Below are 22,752 nucleotides of genomic sequence, written 5' to 3'. Positions count from 1 at the left end.
CCCGTTGCTCCCACCCTGCGACGTGGAGCCCGACGACGCCGAACCGAGCCCGCTGCTCGAGCTGCTGCCCGAGTCGTCCGAGCTGGAGCTGCTGCCTGAGCTGCTGCTGGAGCTGCCGGAGCTGCTGGAGCCCGAGTCGTCGGAGCTGGTGGAGGTGGCCGTCGTACCGGTGTCGCCGGAGCCGGACTGACGGGCGGACACGACGGCGACGGACAGGCCGGTGCCGCCGATGCCGAGGACCGCCGTCGCGACCGCGGCCGCCGAGGCCCGGCGCAACCAGCGCCGGCGGGAGGAGTGGGACTTGTCGAACGCATCTGTGGTGACCATGGCCGTAAGCCTCGCGGGAGGCTCCTCAGCCGCACTCCAAGAGAACGTCAAGCCACCATCAAGTTCTGCTGAGAGCTGTCTGAGAGTGCTTTCTCAGGTCAGCACAGACCGCTGACCTCCGGCGGGCAGTCGCTCTCGCAGTGCTTGCCGATGGTCTCGACGATCTCGTCGGAGGCCTCGCCGAGGGCGACCATCCGGTCCGCGCCGAGGACGTCGACGAAGAACTCGCGGACCCGGGCGGCGTGTGCCGGCGCGCAGGCCCTGATCGCAGCCAGCCCCTCGTCGGTGATGACGATCTCGGGGTAGCGGGAGTCGCAGGCCTCCTTGCGAATCAGGCCGCGCTTCTCCATCCGGCTCAGGTGGTGCGACATCCGGCTCTTCTCCCACTGCGTGGCCCGGCCGAGCTCGAACGCGCGCATCCGGCCGGACTCCGACTCGGACAGGTTGACCAGGATCTCGAAGTCCGAGTTGGACATGCCGAACTCACGCTGCAGGTGACGCTCCAGATGCGTCGTCAGCGTTTTGTTCATCAGCAGATAGCTGCGCCACGCGGTCTGCTCGTCGTCGTCGAGCCACGGTCCCTTACCCACGTACCCCATCCTACCGGACCGGGTTGACACATCAACCCAGCGCGCTACGATCGGAGGAGTTGACACATCAACCCAAGGAGTTTCGCGGATATGAGCAAGAAGAAGCTGATCGCGGTCGTCGGAGCCACCGGAGCGCAGGGCGGTGGGCTGGTCCGGGCGATCCTGGAGGACCCGTCCGAGGCGTTCGCCGTACGGGCGCTGACCCGGAACCCGGAGTCCGAGAAGTCCAAGGCGCTCGCGGCGGCCGGTGCCGAGGTGGTCGCGGCCGACCTGGACGACGAAGCGAGTGTGCGAGCCGCCTTCGACGGTGTGTACGGCGCTTTCGTGGTGACGAACTACTGGGCTCCGCGCACCCCCGAGGAAGAGGCGGCACGGACCCGGGCCGAGATGGAACTGGCCCAGGCCGAGACCGCCGCCCGGGCCGCGCGTGACGCCGGTGTGGCCCACCTGATCTGGTCGACCCTCGAGGACACCCGCCCGTTCTTCGGCGATCGGGACGACGTGCCCGGCCTGGACGACGGCCGCTACAAGGTCCCCCACTTCGACGCCAAGGGCGAGGCCGACGCGCTCTTCACGTCGTACGGCGTACCGACGAGCTTCCTCCGGACGACCTTCTACTTCGACGCCTTCGTCAGCGGGATGGAACCGACCCGCGACACCGACGGCGTCCTCGCCATCACCATGCCGATGGCCGACAAGCCGCTGTCCGGCATCGCCTCCGACGACATCGGCCGCACCGCCCTCGCCGTCTTCACCCGGCCGGACCTGATCGGCACCACGATCAGCATCGCCGGCGACCACCTGACCGGCGACCAGTACGCCGAGGCCCTGACCGAGGCCCTGGGCGAGAAGGTCGCCTACCGCCCCCTCCCCTGGGACCAGTACCGAGCCCTCCCCTTCCCGCTGGCCATCGAGTTCAGCAACATGTTCCAGTTCTACGCCGAGGACCACGAACGCTTCACCGGCGACCGGGCCCTCGACAAGGTCCGCGAGCTGAACCCGTCCCTGCAGTCCTTCAACGACTGGCTCGCCAAGCACAAGGACGAGTTCAAGCTCTGAGCGCGGAAGACCTCGCGGCTGCGCGATTCCGTCGCCGGGTCTGCCTCAGGCGGACTGGCGGCGGAACTGCTCGAGCAGCTGGTACGGATAGACCGTGGGCAATGGGCTTGCGGTCGTCAGGTGGTCCAACTGCTCGTCGGTGAGGCTCCAACCGACTGCACCGAGGTTGTCCTCCAACTGCTCGAGCGAGCGCGCCCCGATGATGGGTGCGGTGACGCCTGGGCGTTGCAGAAGCCACCGCAGCGCAATCTGCGCGGGCGATCGTCCGGTTTCCTTGGCGACACCCATCACCGCGTCGATGACCTGCCAGGTCCGGTCGTTGTTGTACGCATCCCAGTTCTCGCTCGCGCCGTTGCGCCCGGACTGATCAACCCGGGTCCCGGCCGGCGGGCCGTCCATTCCGCGCTGGTACTTGCCCGAGAGCCAGCCGCCCCGCAACGGACTCCACGCGATGAGTCCGAGGCCCTCGTTCAGACAGATCGGCACGAGCTCGAACTCCGCGTCGCGGTCGAGCAGATTGTAAAGAGGCTGCAGACAGACATACGGCTCGAAGCCGTGCTGACGGGCCAGATCGACACCCTTCTGCAATTGCCAGCCGGTGTGATTACTGGCGCCGATGAAGCGGACTTTTCCGCTGCGGACGAGAGTGTCGAGCGTCGAAAGGGTCTCCTCCATCGGCGTCACATCGTCGAAGACATGCATCTGATAGAGGTCGATGTAGTCGGTGCCCAACCGGCGCAAACTCGCCTCGACGGCGGCCAGGATGTGCTTGCGGCCGTTACCGCCGTCGTTCGGCCCCGGCCCCATGTCGCCGTACGCCTTGGTGGCAACGACGAACGAGTCACGGTCCTTGGACTTCAGCCACCTGCCCACGATCTCTTCGGATCTGCCGGCGCTGTAGACGTCCGCGGTGTCGATGAAGGTGCCACCCTGGTCGACGAACGTGTCCAGCATCGCGTGGCTGGATTGCTCGTCCGCATCCCCACCGAACGTCATCGCACCCAAGCAGAGTTCACTGACTTTGAGACCGGTCCTGCCCACATAACGGTATTCCATCTGCTGCTGTTCTCCCTTGTGTTTGCCGCACCGACAGCGCATCGACTGGCTTTGACGCAGCTACCAGGGACAGTAAGCAGGCTCCCTCTGGTGAGTCCAATGCAAGATTTGCGCCGGTTTGATGCAGCTGACGTATGAGGATCTCGCGACCGTTCAGCAGTCCCGGTGGCCAGGGCACTTCCCACGCGTACTGCGATGCTCATGTTTCCTCGACAAGACCGTGAACAAGGTCTGGATCCAGCAGGAGCTGGTTACGCGGGGCATCGCCAGTTGGTTCGACCAGTCGCGGGAACTCCTCGATCATGGGGGGATGCGAGTTCACCTCTCCGAGCCGGCCCGTGCGGTGGTGGTCGCGGGCGCCGCCGTCGTACCCGCTCTGGTCTGCGCGGCCCTCGTGCCGTTCCGGATGCGGATCGAGAACACGAACGCCGCCCTGGCGCTGGTCCTGGTCGTCGTCGCGGCAGCGGCGACCGGAGTGCGCTGGGCAGGCATCGTCGCGGCCTTGTCCGGCACGGTGTGCTGGGCTTTCTTCCTCACCCAGCCGTACCAGCAGATCACCATCACCGACCGGGCGGACATCGAGACCGCGGTCCTGCTCACGTTGGTCACCCTCGCGGTCGCGGAGATTCTCTGGGGACGGCGCCAGCAGGCGCGCGCCAGTCAGCAGCAGGACTACCTCGGCGGCGTCCTCCGGACCGCGGGCATCGTCGCGGCGGGCAGCTCACACACCGAGGGCGTGATCGAGCACGTCGCGGACCAACTCGTCGAGTTGCTCGGCATCGACGACTGCTACTTCGACAGCGACACTCGCGACGCTGCCCCGGCCGCTATCGTCCGCGACGGCACGGTCGTCCGCCGCGGACGCGATCTCGAGGTCGAGCGGTACGGGCTGCCCACCGACTGCGAGATCGAACTGCGGGTGCACCACGACGGCATCACCCGCGGCCGCTTCCTGCTCGTCGCATCGACTCGGGTGGCGCGTCCGTCCGTCGCGCAGAGACAGGTCGCGGTCGCACTGGCCGACCAGGTCGGCGCCGCCCTGGCGACACACAACAGGTCCTGGTGATCAGTCGGCGCCTACTCGTGCTGAGTTCTGATGGTGGGATCAGGCTCACTCGGACTGGGTGACGGGGACGGGGTCCGGGTGGGCTCGGTGGGCTCGGTGCCGCGATCGAGGGCGTCGCCGGTGATGGTGACGCGACGCTCGACGTTGCCTGGCTGCAGGTGTACGACGAGGAAAGCCTCGCGGGCTCCTGCGGCAGTGGGCCAGAACCTGAGCCGAATCGAGCACGCGCTGTTCGGCTTCAAGACCCCGTCGCACACCCTGGTCAGAGTGAAGTCGCTGGACTGGTCGCCCTCGATGTCACCGGTGGCGACCTCGACGGAGGTCGAGCCGTCGTTGCGGATGCCGATCTGCTTGCAGGCCTTGGCTTCGCCGACCCGCAACTCGGGGCATTTCCTGATCTCCGGTATCACGACGTTCATTGCGGTCGGCGGGGTCGGAGGCGGCGAGGTCCGGGCAGACGCCGGCGGTTTCGTCGTCGTCACAGCCGGGGAGGTCCAGGGAGCCGGCGGCGTGGGTGCCGGGATCCGCTCGGTGTTCACGAACGTGCCGGAGCCGGCCCCGGTCAGGGATCCGTGACCGGCGATCGCCTCCGGCAGGGTGAACCCGCCGATGGTGATGACGAGTGCGAAGGCGCTCAGTGCGGCGATACCGATACCGCGGACCAGCCCTCGTCCGTGCGTGGTGATCACAGCCACCAGCAGCGGGCTCAGCGCCGCCCCGGCCACCGTCGCGAGTCGCCCCGCACCCAGCGCCGGAATGATCGCGGCGCACCCGGCGGACGCCAGGATCCCGAAGAACAGTGATGTGCCGCTGAAGGCACGCGTGTCTTTGAACTGCCGGCCGATGGGACGGTTCTGCGGTTTCACTGTCCGTGACGCGAACCATGTCTGGGTCGTGCCCATTCCGTTCCTCCCCCGATGGAGCCATCAGAAATCGGAGGCAGGACGTCCCGATCTGATACGACCCAGTCTTTGAGCAGCCGGATGTATCAGCCGGCGCGCTCGCGACTCCGCATTGACCGTGGGGAGAGCTGACGCGGTGCGCGCGGGCCCTGTTACACCGGTGACCAGGCGGCCCCGCACCGCGCCGGCGCGGAGCGGATGGGTCAAGGAACGAGGAGTTCCTTGTGAATTGGGTGCTATTGGCAACAAAATCGGAGCTCTGGAAACGCCCCGGTGGCAGGCGTAGTGTCTGCTTTGCCTGGGGACGCCACTGCGTGACGTTCCACAGGAGGCTGTCATGACACCACGATCATCCGGACAGCTCCGGCTTCCCGTTCACGGCGAACTGCCGTCGTTCGGTGGTGCGACGGGGTGGCTCAACTCGCCGGCGCTGACGGCGACCGAGCTGCGCGGGAAGGTGGTCCTGGTCAACTTCTGGACCTACACCTGCATCAACTGGCTCCGCCAGCTCCCCTACCTCCGTGCCTGGTCGGCCCAGTACTCCGACGACGGGCTCGTGCTGGTCGGCGTACACACGCCCGAGTTCGGCTTCGAGGCCGATGCCGACAACGTCCGGTGGGCCGTGCGGGAGCTGAAGATCGACTATCCGGTCGCGATCGACAGCAACTACGGGGTCTGGACCGATTTCGGCAATCAGTACTGGCCGGCGCTGTACTTCGCGGACGCCGACGGGCTGTTGCGGCACCATCATTTCGGCGAGGGCGAGTACCGGCAGTCGGAGTCAGTCATCCAGCAACTGCTGGCCGCGGCCGGTTCCGCCGTGGCCGGTCGCGGAGCGGCGCAGGTCGAGGCCGAAGGTCTCGAGGTAGCCGCCGACTGGGCCAGCCTCAGATCGCCGGAAACCTACACCGGCTACGAACGCGGCCGGAACTTCGCGTCCCCGGGCGGCCTGGTGCGGGGCACGCGCCACACCTATGCGGTCCCGGACACGCTGAGACTCAATCAGTGGGCCTTGGACGGCGAGTGGACGATCTCGGAACAGGCCAGTACGTCGACCACGGCGAACGCGCGGATCGCCTTCCGATTCCACGCGCGGGATCTGCATCTGGTGATGGGGCCGGCGGCGCCCGGGGCGTCGGTGCGATTCCGTGTCCTCGTCGACGGACAGCCACCGGGTGGGGCCGACGTCGACGACCAGGGCAACGGGACAGTGGCCGAGCAGCGGCTGTACCAACTCGTCCGGCAGGCCGGACCGATCAAAGACCGCACATTCGAAGTCATCTTCCTCGACCCCGGCGCCGAAGCCTATGCATTCACCTTCGGCTAGGTCAGGAGGTCCAGCCATGTCACATCGTTTTCCGGGCGGTGCCGAGCAGTCGCGCACACCCACAGAGAAGGCAGCGGCCGACACCCAGCGGCGGCGCGTGCGGGTCTGGTTCGGCGCGCACGTGATCGCCGAGCTCATCGCCGTACCCGCGTCCGCGGACCGGTACGCCGCGGCGATGGACCGGCGGTTCGCCGGGCTGCGCATCACCAACGACCCCATCCCCGGCCCGGCCGGGGCCGAACAGGTCGAGTAGGTCCGTTGTCTCCCGACCAGAGGCCGAGGACATGACACGAACGTTCAACGCTTCCTCGCTCGGGTCTTGTTCTGGTCGCGCTCGGAACCCTTCGCCTCGTCCTCCCTCAAGGCGCGCCACTTCGTCTCCGGCGGCTCCGGTGGGTCGGGGATGAGCTTATGGACGATGGTGGCGCCGGGGGCCCAGGCGGCGTCGGGTAGCCGGCCCATGACGTCGGCGTACACCGACCGGATGACCTCGGCCTGTGCGGCCCAGGAGAATCGGTGCAGTAGCTGCGAGTCGTCGGCGATGCGTTTGGCGATGCGGTCGCGGTCGGCGAGCACCGTCCAGACCGCCCGCACGAGGCCGTCCACGTCGCCCGCGGTGTAGACGGCGCCGAGGTCGAGTTCGTTGACCAGGTCGGCCTGCGCGGGGGTGTCGCTGGTGATGATCGGCAGTCCCGCGGCGATGTACTCGCAGAACTTGTTCGTCACCGCGATGTCGTGGTTGGGCGCGTGCAGCAGCGGGCTGAGGCCGATGCTGGCCGAGCGCAGGTACAGCGGCACGACCTCGGCATCGACGAACGGCGCCAGGTGCACGCGGTCGGCCACGCCCAGTTCGGCGGCGCGGGCCTGCAACTCCTTGGTGACGGAGTTGGCCCGCGCGACGATCGCGAGGTGGACGTCAGGCAGCTGAGGCATCGCCTCGACGACCGTCCCGACGCCGCGGGCGCGGTTGACGCCGCCGCCGTACACCAGCAACGGGACGTCCTCGGACAGCTGCAACTGCTCGCGCAGACCCTTGACGTCGGCGTCCGCGGGCGGCTCGACCGGCGCGTTGAGGACGACGTCGGGCAGACTGGCCAGCTTGTGGTCGCGCTGCAGCCAGCGGGCCAGCGGCTCGGACACCGTGATGACGCGGTCGGCGTCGCGGATGAACTCGCGCTCGAGGTCGGCGTAGGCGGCGACCCGGCGCGGGGCCACCACCGGCACGCCCGGGATGTACTCGTGGGCGTCGTAGATGATCTTGACGGTGCGCCCGTCGAGGGCCGCCCGGTGCGCCGCGCGCGCCGCGATGCCGAGCATGAACACGTCGTGCACGTGGATGACCTCGATCTGGAGGCGGTCGAGCAGCGGGCCCAGCGTCAGCTCCTGGTCGACCAGCTCGGGCATCACCCGCCGCCAGCGGCCCGACGGCAGGTGGCGGTAGAGGGCGAGCAGCCGCTCGCGCCGCTTGCCGATGCCCAGGTCGGTGAGGTCGACCTTGTCCTTGGCCCGCCGGACGAAGTACGCGCGGGCCTGGAGGATGCTGCGGTGCAGCCGCAGCCACCGCCAGCGCGCCGCCCGCCGCAGCCGGTCGAGGATGGACCGCTGGACCGGCCCGGACGAGCCGGACTCGCCGCCGGTGCGCTCGCGGTCGCGGCGGTCGCGGCCGCGGTCGCCGCGCAGCTCGCGGCTCGCGTATTGCCAGCGGCCGTAGGCCAGCGTGTACTCGGCCTCGGTGCTGAACCACGGCCTGAGGTTGGCCTTGAGGTTGGCCAGCCGCTTGCGCCACCCCGTCACCAGCACCTTCGACTGGATGGGCGGGCACACCACGTGCACCTTGCCGAGCTCGCGGGCGGCCCGGAGCTTGCGTCCGGGAATGCCGATACAGGTGACGTCAAGGTCCCAGTTGGCCACCGTCTGCGCGTACTTGAGCACGCGGGCGTCGACGACGATGTCGTTGCCGGCCATCATCACGACCTTGGGCCGGATCCAGGACGGCTTCCAGTCGGCCGGCACCGTGCTCGGCCGCTCGACGAACGCGGCCAGCGCCTCGGCCGACCGGCGGCCGTCGTGCACCTGCTCGACGAAGGCCGGCCCGCGCGCGGCGACCTCGCGGCCCCACTCCGGGTTCGCGATGAGGTCGAGCACGACCTGCTCGACGGTGTCGGGCGTCGCACCGACGATGGGCAACTCGAGCCCGGTGTCGGCGGCCACGCGGTCGCGGACGTGCTGGGCGATGTGGCCCACCACGATCCGGCCCGCCGCCATCGCCTCGCACGCGGCGACGCCATAGCTGCCGACGCGGAACTGGTCGAGGACGATGTCGGCGTCGCGGTAGACGGCCGGCATGTCCGCAGGGTCGACGCCCTCGACCCGGCGGTAGGTGATGAGGCCGCGCTGGGCCAGGCTCGCCATGATGGGGTCGATGAGCTCGGAGCCCTTCATGGCCGACTTGCTGGGCGCGTGGGCCACCACCGGCTTCTCGTGCTCGAGCACCGGGGCGTCGCTGCGCCAGGTGTCGACGTCGACGGCCACCGGGCACCAGACAGCGTTGGGGACGTAGTCGAGGAGGTCGGGCGTGGAGACGTAGACCGGGCCCGGGTACGACGTGAACAGCTCGACAGCGCGGGTGGCGTTGCGCTCGAGCAGCTCGACGCTCTCGTCCTCCAGGTCGGGGAACGGCGACCACGGCTCGGTCTCGACGTGCCGACTGGGGATGCGGACGTCGGAGCCGTGGGCGATGAGCCCCAACTGCAAGCCCTTGGAGAGCAGGTACGGGATGTCGCCGGACGCGTCCGGTCCGTGCAAGGGGCCGAAGATCGGGCGCGCCGCCTCGATCAGCACATGCGTGTAGTTGCGTACGACGTGGTTGTAGAAGTTCAGCTGCCATCGACGGTTGCGCCGGTACGTGCGCGCCGGAACGCCGTAGTCGACCGGGTAGTCGAGGACTCCCCTGAAGAAAGCGAACGAGGTCGCCTTGGTGCTGGACACCCGCTCCTCGAGCGCGCGTGCCCAGCGAGTGCCCTGACCCGCGAAGTTGGCCGGGCCCACCAGCAACCGCACGGGCGCGTCGAGCCGCGGCGGCATCCCGTCCCCGGTGGCCAGTGCGCCGCCCGGGAGCGCCGGCTGGTCGTCTCGGCGCTTGTCTGTGTTCCGATCCACGTGTCGTCCCCCACGCCCCTGAAAGATCGCTCGGCCAGGAGAGCTTCGGGGCAGTTGCCGGCCGAACGGCGAATAGATCCGGTCTTGCATCACTCGGTGAGCACGGTTCCGTCCTCACTTGGTCGCGCTACGGTCTTGACAATTACGGACTAGACCGGTATTAGGGCAGGCGCTGCCCAAGGACTGTGCGGTTGGTGATGTCCATCCCCCTAGATCCGGCGGGCCCAAGAGGTTCCCTCGGACTCACTGGATAGATGCAGCAAACGTGCCGTTTGGTTGCGCGGAATGGTGCATTCGTTACCAAGAAGGTCCGTCAGTGACGACGCGGTAACCCCTTGTGTCAAAAGGAGTCGTCAGTCCGGATGCCGCTTGTTGCTGTCGGCGAAAGCGCTCTACCTCCGAGAAGTGAACAGTGCGTGACTCAAGCGTTCAGCCAGTCGTAGATGGCATCCGGGAGTTCGCCGATCGTGCGGCCGAGGTTGAGTTCGACCCCGGTCGGGGTTTGCAGACCATGGTCGAGCAGATATCTGACCCGGGCCGCGTTCTCCGGACGACCCGACGTACGGAAGAACGCGGCGAGGCCCGGAGCGAACTCCTCGTCCGGGGGGAGCGACGCGAGATCCAGCAGCGCCTTGGTGCCGGCGACGGCCGTCTTGTCGAAACCAGCGATCCGTTGGGCGAACGCGTCGACGAACCCGTCCAGGCCGGCATCGGGCAGCACCCGGTTGACGTACCCGTACCGCTCGGCGAGCTCCGCGGGAATGTCGTCGGCACCGAGCAGGATCTCCGCCGCACGCCCCCGCCCGACCAGCCGGGCGAGCCGGGCCATCGACCCACCGCCCGGCACCGCCCCGAGTCCGACCTCGACCTGCCCGAGGATCGCCTTGTCGCCGGCGAACCGCAGGTCGGTGGCCAGCACGAACTCGCTGCCGGCGCCGCGGGCCCGGCCCCGGATCGAGGAGATCGTCACCGCCGGAGCCTTGCTCAGCCGGATCAGATCGTCGACGTACGGATGCAGCCCGGTCGGGCCGGGTGGCATCGCCGCCACCCGCGCCCGGTCGGCCCGCAGATCCCAGTGCGCCATGAAGTAGTCGGGATTGGCACTGTCGAAGACGACCACGGTCAGCGCGGGCGCCTCCTCGATCCGGGTGACCAGGTCGGCCAACTGCTCGACGGAATCCACATCGAGCAGGTTGACCGTCCCGTTCCGGAACGTCACTCTCCAGTACGACGGCGAGACCTCGTCGACGGTGAACTGTGCCAGCGGTTCTGCGACCACTGCCACGTCTGCCTCGCTTCTCACGATGCCTCCTCAATCACCTTCGCCGCTCATGGCGAAGCCATCGGCCCCGTTGGGGTCCTGTGTCCACCCTCTGACCCGGCATCCCTGCTCGCACCCGTTGAAGTCCCTGGTCAGCGACCGGCCTTCACCCCCGCGTTCCTGCCAGGGACTGTCCCTGGCGGCCTTCGGGTGCCTGATCGGCATGCACTTCGCGGTCCGCAAGTCCGTCGAACTGACCGTCGGTCTGCTCGGCGCCTTCGGCCTGCTGATCGGGCTCGCCGTCGCGCCGACACTCGTGTACTACGCGAACACCAACCCGCAGGCGCTGTGGCAGGCGGGTGGCGCGACCGCGCTGTTCATCGCCGGCTTCGGCGCGGTCGGCTACTCCACCAAGCGGGATCTGTCGGTGCTCGGGCGGGTCGGCTCCTGGGCACTGATCGGGCTGATCGGGTTCGGTGTCGTGTTGATCTTCGTGCAGATTCCGAACGGTGCGCTGATCTACTCGATCCTTGGCCTGGTCATCTACGCCGGCCTCACCCTGTACGACTTCCAGCGACTGCGCGGCACCACGGAAACGGAAACGGACTCGGCGCCGCTGCTGGCCGCGTCGATCTTCCTCGACATCCTCAACGTCTTCCTGTTCTTCCTGCAGATCTTCGCCCGGCCCGGCGAGAACTGACTCAGCGGGGGAAGGTGCCGATGGGGAGGCCGAGGGCGATCTCCTCCTGGGCGTAGCGGAAGTAGCGGGCGCGGCGTTCCAGCGCTTCGACGGCGGGGGCGAAGGTCTGGCCGTACTTCGCGCGGTAGCCGGTGGGGATGCCGACCTCGAGCTCGACCGGCGCCGACCAGGTGAAGTTGCGGAACCGGATGACCGGTGGCGGAACGAGGGCGCCGAGGGTCAGCCGGTACCAGGGCTGGCCGGGCATGGTGAGCTGGGAGATGACGGGACCTTCCCGCGCGAGCCGGCTCAGCTCCGAGGCGTAGGCCGGGCTGTCGCCGGGATCGCTCGGGTAGAAGTACGCCGCCCAGAGGCTGAAGTTCGGCTTGGCTGCCTTCACGGCGTACGGGCCGAGCAGCGGGTGGTCGGACAACGGCGGCTCCCCGACGAGCTCGGAACCCATCCGCAGCGACGGGCCGCTCAGCTCGACCAGGAGCGGCCCGAGGTGTTGTTGGAGCACCGTCTCCGCGATGGCGAGCCAGACCTGATTGATCATGTACCTCTGCTCGGCGGCACACCGTCGTACCAACGGGACCACGTCGGCCTTCAGTAGTTTGCTCACCGCCTCGCGGACGAACACCACCGGGTCGTCGGAGGCGAACGCCGTGAAGACCACGAACGGAAACAACGCATTGCAGGTGAGTGAGTCGCCGCCGGTCTGGTCGAGCAGCCACCGGTACGGCCGTGCGTACAGCTGCTCCAACGGGCCCTGCGTCATCACCAGGTCGTAGTCAGTATGGGAATACAGGTCAGGCCGGGCTGGGCCGGCCGGTCGCTCGAGGTCCTCCTCGGCCATCACCCGCACCGGTCCCCGGATATGGACGTCCCAGTAGCGGCACCAGGCCTCGACGAGCTCATCCGCGGCGAAAGGTACGACGCTTCGATCCCGATGCGCGGCGACTCGTGCGGACTCGCGCAGCAGCGTGCCGTTCTCTTCGAGCATGAGCAGGCGATGCCATTCGTCGGCCACCAGACGGGTCAGGTATCCGGAGCCGAGAAGCTGCCAGAAGTGCACGGTCTCGTGGATCAGCAGCCGAGGCAGCCGGTCGCCCCAGGCGGGATCGTTCAGCCTGGCCCACACCGGCAGTACGGCGTCCGCGGCCCACTCATCAGGAGCGTCGGCATCGATGTGAACGATCCCGGTGAGGAAGTCGAACCGGCTGTTCATGTCAGGCGCCGGCAGCCGCCACCAGGACGTCGAACAGTTGTTGAACCTCGACGGGGTCCTTGCCTTGCAGGCTGTGCACCTGAGCCGGATGGCCAGGCTCCCGCACGATCAAGGTGCCGTGCGGAACCCGCGCGACGTAGCTGATCGACGGCGGATCCGTACCGAGATCGAGGATGACGCCCGACTCGGTGTTGCGTTCGTGCAGGCGAATCAACCGGCTGATCACCGCGCCGGCCAGCCCCACCAGTCCGATCACGACGAACTCGACGAAACCGCCGTCGGCCAGGGCCCGGTCGGGTTGGACGGCCGCAGGCTCCCCGAGGTGTACGTCGCCGCCCCAGTCCAGCTCCTCGATCGCCCCGCGCGGAACCAGAACCTGCACCCGAAGCTCGTTGTCCATGACCGCCCCTCCCCACCAAGCAGCCTGGCACAGCGGCCGATCCGCGTCCATGGAACGGGGTCAGGGCGCCGCGAGGGTGAGGACGACCTCGTTCCGGCCGATCGTCATCCGGCCGCCGGCGGCCTCGGCGCAGCGGCGGGCGATGTCGAGGCCGAGCCCGGTCGAGCCGCGGTCGCTCCGGCCGCGTTCCCCGGCGCCGAGCGGGATCCCCGGCCCCTTGTCGGCAACGACGATGCGTACGCCGTTCGCCTCGCGCGTCAACGTGATCCGGGCCGGTGTGCCGTCGGGCGTGTGGGCGACGACGTTCTCGACCAAAGCATCCAGCGCGGCACCGAGATCCTCGGCTGACGAGCGGACCATCGCCGGCGGGTTCGGCAGGTCGAGCGCCAGCACGCGTCCCTGATCCTCGAAGAGCGGTTCCCAGAAGGCGGCCCGACTGCGCGTCACCTCGACCGCATCGCAGTGCGGCACGCGACCCTCGCGCTGAGGTCGTCTGGCCGCGCTGATCACCGCGGTCAGGGTCCGCTCCAGACTGTTCACCTGGGTGTTGAGCTCCTCGGCACGCTCGCGATCCGGCAACGCCTCGACCTGGAGCCGCAGTGCGGTCAGCGGCGTACGGAGTCGATGGGACAGGTCAGCGACGGCTTCGCGTTCGACCGCGATCACCTCGTCGATCCGGTCGGCCAGACCGTTGAGGGCGGCACCGACCTTGGCGACCTCGGCCGGGCCGGTAGTCGGAGCCCGGGCGTCCATGTCGCCGCGCGCCAGGCGTTCCGCCGTACTGGCTGTCTCTTCCAGCGGGCGCGCGAGCCGGCGGGAGACGAGTTCGGCGCCGATGATGCTGAGCAGCAGGACGAGCAGGCTTCCGCCGACCAGGAAGAGCACGCGCGGGACGAGGCCGTCGTACAGCTCGTCCGCGGTCAAGTACAGGCAGACGGACGCCGGCCCGGCCTTGGTGCCGACGCCGACCTCGACCGCCATCCCGCCGCCGACGTCGCGGTAGTCGGCGTCACCGATCTTCGGCGGACCCTTGTCGTCGTCGTCCCCGTCGCCATAGTCGCTCGGCAGCGGTTTCGGTGCCGAGACCCCACCCGGCGGCGGATCGCCCAGCGTCGTACCGTCGGCGAGCCGGACCGAGATCGTCCCGGGCTTGTCCGCAAGGCCGTCGATGTACGCCGTGATGTCGTCGGCCCTGTGGTCCTTGTCGCCGACGTAGTACGCGACCGACTCGGCCAGGTAGCGCGCCTCGTCTCTCGACTCCGATGCGGTCGTGCTCCGCAGCAGGAGGATCAGCGGTACGGCGAACGCCAGCACGACCAGCGTGGTCATGCCGACCGACAGCAGCAGGATCCGTCGACGCATGGTCAGCCGCCCGAGAGCTTGACGCCGACCCCGCGAACGGAGTGCAGGAATCGCGGCTCGGCCGCCGTTTCACCCAACTTGCGGCGCAACCACGAGAGATGGACGTCGACTGTACGGTCACCGCCACCCCACGGCAGGCCCCACACCTCGGCGAGCAACTCACGCTTGCTGACCACCGCGCCGGGGCGACGGGACAAGGCGAGCAGGAGGTCGAACTCCTTGCGGGTCAGGTCGACCGGCGCACCGTCGACGGTGACCTCGCGACTGCGCGGATCGATCCGCAACGCGCCCAGGTCGACCGTCGACTCACCCTGCTGGTCCTGCCCAAGTCGCCGCAGTACGGCGCGAATCCGGGCGTCGATCTGGGCCGAGCTGAACGGCTTGATCACGTAGTCGTCCGCACCGGCGTCGAGCAGCTTGACCACACTGGCGTCGTCGTCGCGAGCCGTTGCCACGATCACCGGTACGTCGCTGACCGCACGAACCATCGCGAGCACGTCCCGGCCGTCCAGATCGGGCAGCCCGAGGTCGAGCAGCAGCACGTCGGGACGATCCCGCGCGACCACGGCAACCCCTTCGGCGCCGGCGGCAACGGCCGTGACGACATGCCCGGCCGCCGTCAGGGACTTGCCCAGCGACGTCCGGATCGCATCATCGTCCTCGACCAGCAACACCCGAGCCATGCGATGAGGGTAGCCGCGGGTGCCTTAGGAGGGAGCTTTCAGGCCGGTGCTGCGCAGCTCCAGGTCGGCGAGCTTGGTGATGATCTCGGTGTCGCCTTCGCGCCAGGCCGCGACCGGGTCGTCGGAGATCTTGGCCAGCCGGTGCATCGGCTGGTTCGCCATCGCCCGGAGCGCGAACAGGTCCAGGTCCGCGGCGTTGTCGATGAACTTCTGCGCCGCCGCCGCCCGCCGCGAGAACCGGATCCGCCGCGGCAGCCAGATCAGCAACGCGAACAGCACCGGCAGCCCGATCGTCACCCCGGCCAGCACGTACGCCAACTGCTCCACCGCGTGCGCCTGATCCCGCCCCGCCTCCGCCAACTTCCCCGCAGCGCCGGCGGCTCCGTCGACCGGCGACCGCAACTCATCCCCCACCACCGGGACCTTCCCGATCGGTTCCGACATCCGCCGCAGATCACCGGCCAGCCCGTCGCCTGCCTCTGCCGCCTTCCGCCCTGGCGCTCCCAGGGCGTTGGTGATCCGGAACACCAACTGCCCGAGCTCCACACACAGCCAGATCCACCCCACCAGCATCAGATCGCCGACAAGCTGCCCGAACCGCTGCGACCCCACGTCGGAATAGAGCTTCACAAACCTGTCTCCTTCATGGCGGTCGGGCTGATGAACGGATTCTCATCCAGTTCTCATCGGGACGTCTTCCTGGCGCGCCATAGTCTGACCATGCTCTTGTCTCCCAGACCAGTGACGCTACTGCTGACCGGAGCAGCCGGTGTCGGTGTGGCGGCGGCTGCCCTGCCCCGGTCCGGCGTGGCGGCACCGGCGGCGACGATGGTGGGGACGACGATGACAGGAACCCGGGCGGCGCCGGCGACGACAACAGCAGCGCGACCGACGACACCACCGGCGGTGCCGACGACGCGGCGGACGAGGACGGCGACGACGACGACGGAGCAGGCGGGGACGACTGACCGACCGGCGGGTGTCGGCCGGCTGGTCGGCGTCGGCTCGGAGGTGGTCCGGTCGGTCCGCGCCAGGATCCTGGCCTGGGTCATCGTGCTCACCGCGCTCGGGATGGCCGGTGCCGCCGGTACGGCGTACCTGCTGGAGACCCAACGGATCGACGAACGGATCGATCGCTCGTTGCAGCAGGAGATCGCGGAGTTCGCCGAGTTCCACCGGACCGGGATCGACCCCGGCACAGGGCAGCCGTTCGCTAGCGTCGACCGGTTGCTCCAGGTGGCGATGAGCCGGAACGTGCTGGACGAACACCAGACGATGGTCGCGTTCCTTCCCGATCGGGTCTTCACTCCCCGCGACGTCGTACCGCTGCACAGCGATCCTGCCTTCCGGGCCGAGGCGACCGCCGCGGACGCCCCGGCGTTCGGCAGCTACGCCGCACCGGACGGACCGGTCCGCTACGCGACGATGCCGGTCAGCCAGTCCGATCGCCGCGGGACCTTCGTGGTCGCCTACTTCACGGCCTCGGAGCACGGTGAGTTCGCCGACGTGATCCGGACCTACAGCTTGGTCGCACTGGTCGCCCTGGCGGTGGTGGCACTGGCCGCCTGGCTGACCGCGGGCCGGTTGCTGCGCCCGATCCGCGACGTACGACGGACCGCGCTGCTGATCAGCGACACCGACCTGACCCGCCGGATCGACGTCACCGGTCACGACGACGTGTCCGAGCTGGCCCGGACCTTCAACTCGATGCTGGACCGGCTGGAGGACGCGTTCGCCACCCAGCGGGAGTTCCTCAACGATGCCGGGCACGAACTGAGGACGCCGATCACGATCGTTCGCGGTCATCTGGAGCTCCTGGACGAGTCCGACCCGCGCGACGTCATCGAGACCCGGACGCTGCTGGTCGGCGAACTCGACCGGATGAGCCGGCTGGTCGAGGATCTGGTGCTGCTCGCCCGCGCACAGCGGCCGGACTTCCTCCGCCCCACGGCGGTCGACGTCGAGATGCTGACCGACGACGTGTTCGACAAGGCCCGGGCACTCGGGACGCGGCAGTGGCGGATCGATCAACGGGCCCAGGCGACCATCGCGGCCGACCCGCAGCGGCTGACCCAGGCGCTCGTCCAACTGGCCGAGAACGCGGTCAAGTTCACCGGACCGGACGACGTGGTCGCGATCGGATCGTCCGCGAACGCACGCGCGGTCCGGTTCTGGGTGCGGGACAGCGGGCCGGGTGTCGCGGCGGCGGACATCGGCCGGATCTTCGAACGGTTCCGGCGCGGGCGCGGCGCCCAACGCGCGGAGGGATCCGGGTTGGGACTGGCGATCGTGCAAGCCATCGCCGAAGCACACGGCGGCCGCGCCTGGGTGGAGTCGCCGCCGGGGACCGGTGCGACCTTCCGGCTGGAGATCCCTCGTACGACGGCGCCCTCCGAGGCCCGTGGACAGCAGAGGGAACACTCGTGAACCGCATCCTGATCGCGGAGGACGAGGATCTGATCGCATCGTTCGTCGCCAAAGGCCTGCGGTCCAACGGCTTCACGCCAACCACCGTGGCCAGTGGACAGGTCGCCCTGGAACGCGCGCTGAGCGGTGAGTTCGACCTGCTGGTCCTCGACCTCGGTCTGCCGGACCTCGACGGCTTCGCGGTCCTCAGCCGGGTCCGCGCGGCGGGCAGCACGATCCCGGTCGTCATCCTGACCGCGCGGGACTCCGTCGACGACACCGTCGCCGGACTCGAGGGCGGCGCCGACGACTACATCCCCAAGCCGTTCCGGTTCGAGGAACTGCTGGCCCGGATCCGACTGCGGTTACGCGACGAGCGAGGGGCCGAACCCACCGTGCTGCGCTGTGGAGACCTGAGCCTCGACCTGCGCAGCCGGCGCGCCTCGGCGGCGGGGCGGGTGGTCGAGCTGACCGCCCGGGAGTTCGTGCTGGTGGAGATGTTCCTGCGCAACCCCGGCCAGGTGCTGTCCCGGCAGCAACTACTGAGCCAAATCTGGGGCTTCGACTTCGACCCCGGCTCGAACATCGTCGACGTCTACATCCGGTACTTGCGCAAGAAGCTCGGCCCGGAACGGATCGAGACCGTGCGCGGCAGGGGCTACCGGCTGGCTTCCGCGCCGGCCGACGTACCGGCGACCGATCCCGCGAGCTGACCGGCACAGGGAAAGGCCGCCCGGCGGGGGGAACCCGGGCGGCCGTTCCGAGCCTCGTCAGCAGGAGGAGGGACGACCGCTCGGGCCGCTCCCACCGAGGCTCCGCACAGGAGACTCTTCGTTGCTACTAGCAACCACAGGACCATAGCCTCGCAGCCGAACCCGACCCCGTGGATGAATGCAGGATGAGAGTCCTCTCATGAGGACGCGCGTCAGTGCCGCGTCGATTGGAGAACTCTCACCCGGCCCTGGACGGTCAGAGGCTGGTGCGCAGGTCCCAGAGGAGCGGGTAGTAGCGGAGGTCCAGGCGGCTGCGGAGGTAGCCGGCGCCGGAGGAGCCGCCGGTGCCGGGCTTGGTGCCGATCATGCGTTCGACCATGACGACGTGGCGGGCGCGCCAGGCGGCGGCCAGTTCGTCGTGCTGGACCAGGGCTTCGGCGAGTTCCCAGACGGCGGCGTAGTGGCCGCGGTCGCCGGCGACCTTGCGGAGCGCGTCGCGGACGTCATCCTCGGTGTCGGTGGTGAAACCCGCCTTCTCGATGACGGCGAGGAACGCGTCCCAGAGCGTCGGCTCGTCCAGCCGTTGCCCGAGGCGGGCCTTCTCGGTGTCGGTCAGGCCGCGGAACCGCTTCACGAACGACGGATCCTTCGCACCGGACAGGAACTCGATCTCGCGGAACTGGACCGACTGGAAGCCGCTTGCCGGTGACAACCGATGCCGGAACTCGCCGAAGTCCTGCGGTGTCATCGTCTCCAGGATGTCGACCTGCTGTGTCAGCGTCCGCTCGATCGTGTGCACCCGCCGGAGCAGGTGCTCGGCCAGCCAGAGCTCACCGGACAGCATCGCGTCCCGCGACGCGGTCAGCTCGTGCAGCATCTGCTTGAACCACAGCTCGTACACCTGGTGAATCGTGATGAACAGCAGCTCGTCATGGGCCGGCGGATCCGACTCCAGCCGCTGCTGGTCGAGCAGCTCGGCCAGCCGCAGATAACTGCCGTAGGTCAGCCGGCCGCCCTCCTCACCGAAGTGGATGTCGACCCCGTCCCACCGCCCGGCCACCCCGTCACCAGTACTCATGAGGCCGAGGGTATCCGACGCCTTCCGTGACCGGTCAGCGATTGGCTCGTTGGAGGTGAGGTACGCCGAGACAAGGAGTTGCATGTCCGCCACGGTCCAGACCCCGCTCGTCCCGGCTGCCATCCAGGGACCCACGCGTGAGGAACCGCTGATCGAGGCGTTGCTGCCTGACGACTATGCCTCCCTGGTCCACCTGGCCTATCTGATCCTGCCGCCCTCGGCCAGCCGGCCACGGAGAGTGGCCGCGGCGCACGGCGTCGTACAGCGTGTGCTGCCGCCGGCCGGGGCCTACCCGCGTGAGTTCATCCGGCGGAGCGTCGTCCAGGAGGCTGCCCGGCAGGCATCCCGGCGTACGGCGTTGTGCCGGTTGGGCGGCCTGCTCGCGCCGACCGACGCGGCGGACTTCAACCCGTGCGCCAGAGACCTCGACTCGACGGCCATCCAGCAGCGGGTCCGGCGTGGCCGCCGGTTCGCCGTCACCGTCACCGCTCTCACCGCGGTCGGCGTTCTCGCGTCGCTGCTGATGTCTTGACGCAGTGATGCGGTCCGCCTACCTTCGGTGAACTGTGCCAGTTGACAGACCCACCCAAGCGACGATCTGCAACAAGTACTGCGATGCCCGCGATCCTGCCCTGTCTCCCGGCGACCGGACCCCGGTGTCGGCGACGCTCTTCGGCCGGACGATCACCCTGCACTTCGACGACTCCGACGCGATGGGCTGGGCCTCGATCGAGAACGGCAACCCCGGTGACGAGGTCTGGTTGGACCGTTCGATGGACGGCGGCCGGACCTGGACCGACGGCAGCCGGCTCGGCAACACCGCGATCCCGTCCGGCCAACGCGGCCGACACACGCAGATGTACAACGTCGACGACTGGAACAACCACGGCGTCGGCGCACTCCGGGCTTGTGGCAAGGCCGGCGACAGCCCCGACATCGTCCGTACGGCGTGGGCCCGCACCACCTGGAACGCGGGAGACCGTCGTACGGCGGCCGCGACCGCGCAGATGCAGTTCTACAACTACGCGACCGGACTGTTCGACACCACCGGCTGGTGGAACTCCGCCAACGCGCTGACCGCGGTGATCGACAACATCCGGGTCAGCGGGATGGGCAGCTACCAGTACGCGATCGCCCGGACCTACGACCTCAATCTCAACGCGGCCCAGGGCCAGTTCCGCAACGACTACATCGACGACACCGGCTGGTGGGGTCTCGCCTGGGTCGCGGCGTACGACCTGACGGGTGAAGCGCGGTACCTGCAGACCGCTCGGGCGGACGCCGACCACATGGCGGCGTACTGGGACAACACGTGCGGCGGCGGGGTCTGGTGGAGTGAGGCGAAGACGTACAAGAACGCCATCTCGAACTCGCTCTACATCCACCTGAACGCGGCCCTGCACAACCGCATCCCCGGCGACACCGCCTATCTGCAACGCGCGCAGAGCGGCTGGACCTGGTTCCAGCAGACCGGGATGATCAACAGCTCGCACCTGGTCAACGACGGGATCGACCTGTCCACTTGCAGGAACAACGGCGACACGGCGTGGACCTACAACCAGGGCGTCCTGCTCGGCGCGCTCACCGAGTTGTCCAAGGCAACGAACAACTCGTCGTACCTGACCACCGCCCGGCACCTCGCCGACGCGGCGACGACGGCTTCGTCGCTGCACACCGTGGACGGCATTCTCCGCGAGCCGTGCGAGTCTGGCGACTGCGGCGACGACGCCCCGTCCTTCAAGGGCGCGCACGTCCGCGGTCTGGCCAAACTCAACGAGGCGCTCTCCGACCATCCGTACACGACCTACCTGCAGCGCCAGGCCGACCGTGCCTTCGCCGCGGACCGTACGCCGATGGACCAGTACGGACTGCGCTGGTACGGCCCGATCGACCAACTCGACGCCGCCCGGCAGCAATCCGCGCTCGACCTGCTGAATGGTGTGCCCGACCCGGGGTAACTTCCAGGGCATGACCCGACGGGAGACGTTGCTGCGCGTACATCGGGACAACGGCTGCATCTTCACGCTGACGCTGACCCTCGACCCCGAGGGCGGCGACCGCGGGATCACGTTCACCGAGTTCTACGACTACGGCCCGTTGGGTGACGATCCCGGTCGCGAGTACGGCTACAGCGTGCACGCGCCGTACGACGCGATGGAGACCCTCGCCGACCATTACGCACTGGATGCGCCGGGGTCCGCGGCGGATCGCCTGGTCGAGGCTCTCAGGACTCTGGTTCAGGACGGCGACCGTCTCGGCCTGAAGGGCAACCAGCACCGAGTCCTCGAGGGCTTCGAGGTAGCCGGCGTGCCGGCCACCACCAGCGTCTGGAGCTGGATCAACGACTGAGGGGGGATTCGAAGGTCCTCGAATCTGCTTCCTGTTCGGTCGCCGCTGGGCATACTGCAGTGATGGCGATTCACATCACGATGACCGCGGACCAGCTCGGTCGATCGCGCTTCGCCGTCTCGCCCGCACAGGAAGTGGTGAGCACAGTACGCCGCCGCGCCCAACATCCCGCCCGTCATGCCAGGACTTGGTACGCGCGTGCGCAGGCGTTGATGCCGGCCGGCGAGCTGGCCCTGCTGGAGGCGCTGGTACCGGCCGACCACGACTACGCCCCGGACTTTCTGGCTCCGCCACCCGCGCGATCCGTGGCGACGATCGAGGACCAGGCCCGGATCATCGCTCGGACGTCCCCCGATGACGTCGAGCGTCAACTCGACATCGGCCTGCGCGGCCGGCCGGTCCGGGACGATGTCGTGGCACTGTTCGGCGACGAGCAGACCTACCGACGGTGGCGACGCCCGGCGCCCGAGGCGCTCGAGCGGGTGATCGCCGAAGGTCCGGAAGCGGTGGCCGTCGCAGCCGCCAAAGCTCTGCAGCTCTTCTTCGAGCTCGCGATCGAACCGGACTGGAGCACGACGACAGTGGTCCTCGACGACGACGTCCGCCGGAAGAGCGATCTCCTCGCCGCCCGTGGCGCAGTCGCCATGCTCAACGACCTCGGCCGCGGAATGACGTGGGACGGCAGCGGAATCGTCCTGGACCGGCCGTACGACGTCACGGTCGACTGGGCCGACGACGGCGTACTGATGATCCCGACCTCGACGCACGTCGGGCCGGTGCAGTTCACGGTGAAGTGCCCGGAGCAGCCATCCGTCGTCTACCGGTCGAACGGCATCGCACGCCTCTGGCAGCGCGACGTCCGGGTGCCCGGCCGCGCATTGGCCGATCTGCTCGGCGACACCCGCGCGGTACTGCTGACCGAGCTCGCCGAACATCAGTCGACGAACGAGTTGAGCGGCCGATTGCCCTGGAGCGCTCCCACCGTGTCGTATCACCTTCAGGTACTCCTGCGGGCAGGGCTTGTCGAGCGAAGCCGACGGGGCAACAGAGTGGTCTATCGCCGGACGCCGGTCGGCGACTCGTTGCTGGGGGCGTGAGGCGGTGGAC

23 protein-coding genes are annotated in these 22,752 nt (G+C 68.7%); 12 read left to right on the top strand and 11 right to left on the bottom strand.

The genetic code is table 11. The features are described 5' to 3' along the window. The first annotated feature begins 22 nt into the window (after positions 1–22). A complete protein-coding gene (locus ACGFIF_RS14600) occupies positions 23–190 on the top strand; it encodes a hypothetical protein (protein WP_393154752.1) in 168 nt (55 codons plus the stop codon). Between the two features lie 235 nt (positions 191–425). Here the strand turns inward: ACGFIF_RS14600 and ACGFIF_RS14595 are convergent, their stop codons facing one another. Continuing rightward, positions 426–926 carry a MarR family winged helix-turn-helix transcriptional regulator gene (locus tag ACGFIF_RS14595; RefSeq protein WP_393154751.1) on the bottom strand — a complete coding sequence of 167 codons (501 nt, stop codon included), beginning with the start codon at positions 924–926 and terminating at the stop codon, positions 426–428. 81 nt (positions 927–1,007) lie between these two features. Between ACGFIF_RS14595 and ACGFIF_RS14590 the strand changes: the two genes are divergently transcribed. Beyond that, positions 1,008–1,976 carry an NmrA/HSCARG family protein gene (locus tag ACGFIF_RS14590; protein ID WP_393154750.1) on the top strand — a complete coding sequence of 323 codons (969 nt, stop codon included), beginning with the start codon at positions 1,008–1,010 and terminating at the stop codon, positions 1,974–1,976. 45 nt (positions 1,977–2,021) lie between these two features. On the opposite strand, the gene ACGFIF_RS14585 is transcribed toward ACGFIF_RS14590, so the two are convergent. Continuing rightward, complete coding sequence (locus ACGFIF_RS14585) at positions 2,022–3,032, bottom strand: aldo/keto reductase (protein ID WP_393154749.1); 1,011 nt, start codon at positions 3,030–3,032, stop codon at positions 2,022–2,024. Positions 3,033–3,342: 310 nt separating this feature from the next. Between ACGFIF_RS14585 and ACGFIF_RS14580 the strand changes: the two genes are divergently transcribed. Next, a complete protein-coding gene (locus ACGFIF_RS14580; RefSeq protein ID WP_393154748.1) occupies positions 3,343–4,098 on the top strand; it encodes a DUF4118 domain-containing protein in 756 nt (251 codons plus the stop codon). An 11-nt stretch (positions 4,099–4,109) separates the two neighbouring features. Here ACGFIF_RS14580 and ACGFIF_RS14575 read toward each other — a convergent pair whose 3' ends face one another. Further along, complete coding sequence (locus tag ACGFIF_RS14575) at positions 4,110–5,000, bottom strand: hypothetical protein (RefSeq protein WP_393154747.1); 891 nt, start codon at positions 4,998–5,000, stop codon at positions 4,110–4,112. Positions 5,001–5,337: 337 nt separating this feature from the next. Between ACGFIF_RS14575 and ACGFIF_RS14570 the strand changes: the two genes are divergently transcribed. Continuing rightward, positions 5,338–6,327 carry a redoxin domain-containing protein gene (locus ACGFIF_RS14570; RefSeq protein WP_393154746.1) on the top strand — a complete coding sequence of 330 codons (990 nt, stop codon included), beginning with the start codon at positions 5,338–5,340 and terminating at the stop codon, positions 6,325–6,327. Between the two features lie 16 nt (positions 6,328–6,343). Beyond that, positions 6,344–6,580, top strand: coding sequence for a hypothetical protein (locus tag ACGFIF_RS14565; RefSeq protein WP_393154745.1), 237 nt, complete (start codon positions 6,344–6,346; stop codon positions 6,578–6,580). Between the two features lie 44 nt (positions 6,581–6,624). On the opposite strand, the gene ACGFIF_RS14560 is transcribed toward ACGFIF_RS14565, so the two are convergent. Together ACGFIF_RS14560 and ACGFIF_RS14555 are read right to left on the bottom strand one after the other, a co-directional pair. Then, positions 6,625–9,486, bottom strand: a complete 2,862-nt coding sequence (locus ACGFIF_RS14560) for a glycosyltransferase (protein ID WP_393154744.1) — start codon at positions 9,484–9,486, stop codon at positions 6,625–6,627. 421 nt (positions 9,487–9,907) lie between these two features. Continuing rightward, positions 9,908–10,789 carry an enoyl-CoA hydratase/isomerase family protein gene (locus ACGFIF_RS14555; RefSeq protein ID WP_393154743.1) on the bottom strand — a complete coding sequence of 294 codons (882 nt, stop codon included), beginning with the start codon at positions 10,787–10,789 and terminating at the stop codon, positions 9,908–9,910. 1 nt (position 10,790) lies between these two features. On the opposite strand from ACGFIF_RS14555, the gene ACGFIF_RS14550 reads away from it, so the two are divergent. After that, on the top strand, positions 10,791–11,447 hold the full coding sequence (locus ACGFIF_RS14550) for a Bax inhibitor-1 family protein (protein WP_393154742.1): 657 nt from the start codon (positions 10,791–10,793) through the stop codon (positions 11,445–11,447). 1 nt (position 11,448) lies between these two features. Here ACGFIF_RS14550 and ACGFIF_RS14545 read toward each other — a convergent pair whose 3' ends face one another. From ACGFIF_RS14545 to ACGFIF_RS14525, 5 genes are read right to left on the bottom strand one after another with little or no spacing between them, the layout of a single operon-like run. Further along, complete coding sequence (locus ACGFIF_RS14545; protein ID WP_393154741.1) at positions 11,449–12,654, bottom strand: hypothetical protein; 1,206 nt, start codon at positions 12,652–12,654, stop codon at positions 11,449–11,451. 1 nt (position 12,655) lies between these two features. Further along, positions 12,656–13,054 (bottom strand): hypothetical protein, encoded by a 399-nt coding sequence (locus tag ACGFIF_RS14540; RefSeq protein WP_393154740.1) that lies wholly within the window; start codon positions 13,052–13,054, stop codon positions 12,656–12,658. Positions 13,055–13,114: 60 nt separating this feature from the next. Then, the gene (locus ACGFIF_RS14535; RefSeq protein WP_393154739.1) at positions 13,115–14,416 is read right to left on the bottom strand and encodes a sensor histidine kinase; all 1,302 of its coding nucleotides are present in this window, start codon (positions 14,414–14,416) and stop codon (positions 13,115–13,117) included. A gap of 2 nt (positions 14,417–14,418) precedes the next feature. Continuing rightward, on the bottom strand, positions 14,419–15,099 hold the full coding sequence (locus tag ACGFIF_RS14530; RefSeq protein ID WP_393154738.1) for a response regulator transcription factor: 681 nt from the start codon (positions 15,097–15,099) through the stop codon (positions 14,419–14,421). A 24-nt stretch (positions 15,100–15,123) separates the two neighbouring features. Beyond that, positions 15,124–15,729 carry a hypothetical protein gene (locus ACGFIF_RS14525; RefSeq protein ID WP_393154737.1) on the bottom strand — a complete coding sequence of 202 codons (606 nt, stop codon included), beginning with the start codon at positions 15,727–15,729 and terminating at the stop codon, positions 15,124–15,126. A gap of 90 nt (positions 15,730–15,819) precedes the next feature. Here ACGFIF_RS14525 and ACGFIF_RS14520 point away from each other — a divergent pair, with 90 nt between their 5' ends. Beyond that, a complete protein-coding gene (locus ACGFIF_RS14520) occupies positions 15,820–17,526 on the top strand; it encodes an ATP-binding protein (RefSeq protein ID WP_393154736.1) in 1,707 nt (568 codons plus the stop codon). Continuing rightward, positions 17,523–18,218, top strand: a complete 696-nt coding sequence (locus ACGFIF_RS14515) for a response regulator transcription factor (protein ID WP_393154735.1) — start codon at positions 17,523–17,525, stop codon at positions 18,216–18,218. Before ACGFIF_RS14520 ends, ACGFIF_RS14515 begins: the two co-directional genes overlap by 4 nt. Positions 18,219–18,474: 256 nt before the next feature. Here ACGFIF_RS14515 and ACGFIF_RS14510 read toward each other — a convergent pair whose 3' ends face one another. Further along, the gene (locus ACGFIF_RS14510) at positions 18,475–19,296 is read right to left on the bottom strand and encodes a tryptophan 2,3-dioxygenase (protein WP_393154734.1); all 822 of its coding nucleotides are present in this window, start codon (positions 19,294–19,296) and stop codon (positions 18,475–18,477) included. Positions 19,297–19,378: 82 nt separating this feature from the next. Between ACGFIF_RS14510 and ACGFIF_RS14505 the strand changes: the two genes are divergently transcribed. From ACGFIF_RS14505 to ACGFIF_RS14490, 4 genes are all read left to right on the top strand, one after another. Further along, positions 19,379–19,828, top strand: a complete 450-nt coding sequence (locus ACGFIF_RS14505; protein ID WP_393154733.1) for a hypothetical protein — start codon at positions 19,379–19,381, stop codon at positions 19,826–19,828. A 34-nt stretch (positions 19,829–19,862) separates the two neighbouring features. Then, positions 19,863–21,254 carry a glycoside hydrolase family 76 protein gene (locus tag ACGFIF_RS14500; RefSeq protein WP_393154732.1) on the top strand — a complete coding sequence of 464 codons (1,392 nt, stop codon included), beginning with the start codon at positions 19,863–19,865 and terminating at the stop codon, positions 21,252–21,254. Between the two features lie 10 nt (positions 21,255–21,264). Next, complete coding sequence (locus ACGFIF_RS14495; RefSeq protein WP_393154731.1) at positions 21,265–21,645, top strand: hypothetical protein; 381 nt, start codon at positions 21,265–21,267, stop codon at positions 21,643–21,645. Positions 21,646–21,707: 62 nt separating this feature from the next. Beyond that, the gene (locus ACGFIF_RS14490; RefSeq protein ID WP_393154730.1) at positions 21,708–22,742 is read left to right on the top strand and encodes an ArsR/SmtB family transcription factor; all 1,035 of its coding nucleotides are present in this window, start codon (positions 21,708–21,710) and stop codon (positions 22,740–22,742) included. The last annotated feature ends 10 nt before the right edge of the window (positions 22,743–22,752 follow it).

The sequence above is a fragment of the Kribbella sp. NPDC049174 genome, assembly GCF_043197365.1.
Lineage (GTDB): Bacteria > Actinomycetota > Actinomycetes > Propionibacteriales > Kribbellaceae > Kribbella.
The sequence above is the reverse complement of the archived record's forward strand: the minus strand, read 5'-3'. Positions and strand labels throughout refer to the sequence as shown.

Excerpts from the sequence above, each read along its gene's own strand:
- ACGFIF_RS14540 (WP_393154740.1), bottom strand. The coding sequence starts at position 13,054 with ATGGACAACGAGCTTCGGGTGCAGGTTCTGGTTCCGCGCGGGGCGATC.
- ACGFIF_RS14590 (WP_393154750.1), top strand. The coding sequence starts at position 1,008 with ATGAGCAAGAAGAAGCTGATCGCGGTCGTCGGAGCCACCGGAGCGCAG.
- ACGFIF_RS14545 (WP_393154741.1), bottom strand. The coding sequence starts at position 12,654 with ATGAACAGCCGGTTCGACTTCCTCACCGGGATCGTTCACATCGATGCC.
- ACGFIF_RS14530 (WP_393154738.1), bottom strand. The coding sequence starts at position 15,099 with ATGGCTCGGGTGTTGCTGGTCGAGGACGATGATGCGATCCGGACGTCG.
- ACGFIF_RS14585 (WP_393154749.1), bottom strand. The coding sequence starts at position 3,032 with ATGGAATACCGTTATGTGGGCAGGACCGGTCTCAAAGTCAGTGAACTC.
- ACGFIF_RS14595 (WP_393154751.1), bottom strand. The coding sequence starts at position 926 with ATGGGGTACGTGGGTAAGGGACCGTGGCTCGACGACGACGAGCAGACC.
- ACGFIF_RS14575 (WP_393154747.1), bottom strand. The coding sequence starts at position 5,000 with ATGGGCACGACCCAGACATGGTTCGCGTCACGGACAGTGAAACCGCAG.
- ACGFIF_RS14565 (WP_393154745.1), top strand. The coding sequence starts at position 6,344 with ATGTCACATCGTTTTCCGGGCGGTGCCGAGCAGTCGCGCACACCCACA.
- ACGFIF_RS14550 (WP_393154742.1), top strand. The coding sequence starts at position 10,791 with ATGCCTCCTCAATCACCTTCGCCGCTCATGGCGAAGCCATCGGCCCCG.
- ACGFIF_RS14570 (WP_393154746.1), top strand. The coding sequence starts at position 5,338 with ATGACACCACGATCATCCGGACAGCTCCGGCTTCCCGTTCACGGCGAA.
- ACGFIF_RS14580 (WP_393154748.1), top strand. The coding sequence starts at position 3,343 with ATGCGAGTTCACCTCTCCGAGCCGGCCCGTGCGGTGGTGGTCGCGGGC.
- ACGFIF_RS14490 (WP_393154730.1), top strand. The coding sequence starts at position 21,708 with ATGGCGATTCACATCACGATGACCGCGGACCAGCTCGGTCGATCGCGC.
- ACGFIF_RS14505 (WP_393154733.1), top strand. The coding sequence starts at position 19,379 with ATGTCCGCCACGGTCCAGACCCCGCTCGTCCCGGCTGCCATCCAGGGA.
- ACGFIF_RS14535 (WP_393154739.1), bottom strand. The coding sequence starts at position 14,416 with ATGCGTCGACGGATCCTGCTGCTGTCGGTCGGCATGACCACGCTGGTC.
- ACGFIF_RS14510 (WP_393154734.1), bottom strand. The coding sequence starts at position 19,296 with ATGAGTACTGGTGACGGGGTGGCCGGGCGGTGGGACGGGGTCGACATC.
- ACGFIF_RS14520 (WP_393154736.1), top strand. The coding sequence starts at position 15,820 with ATGCTCTTGTCTCCCAGACCAGTGACGCTACTGCTGACCGGAGCAGCC.
- ACGFIF_RS14495 (WP_393154731.1), top strand. The coding sequence starts at position 21,265 with ATGACCCGACGGGAGACGTTGCTGCGCGTACATCGGGACAACGGCTGC.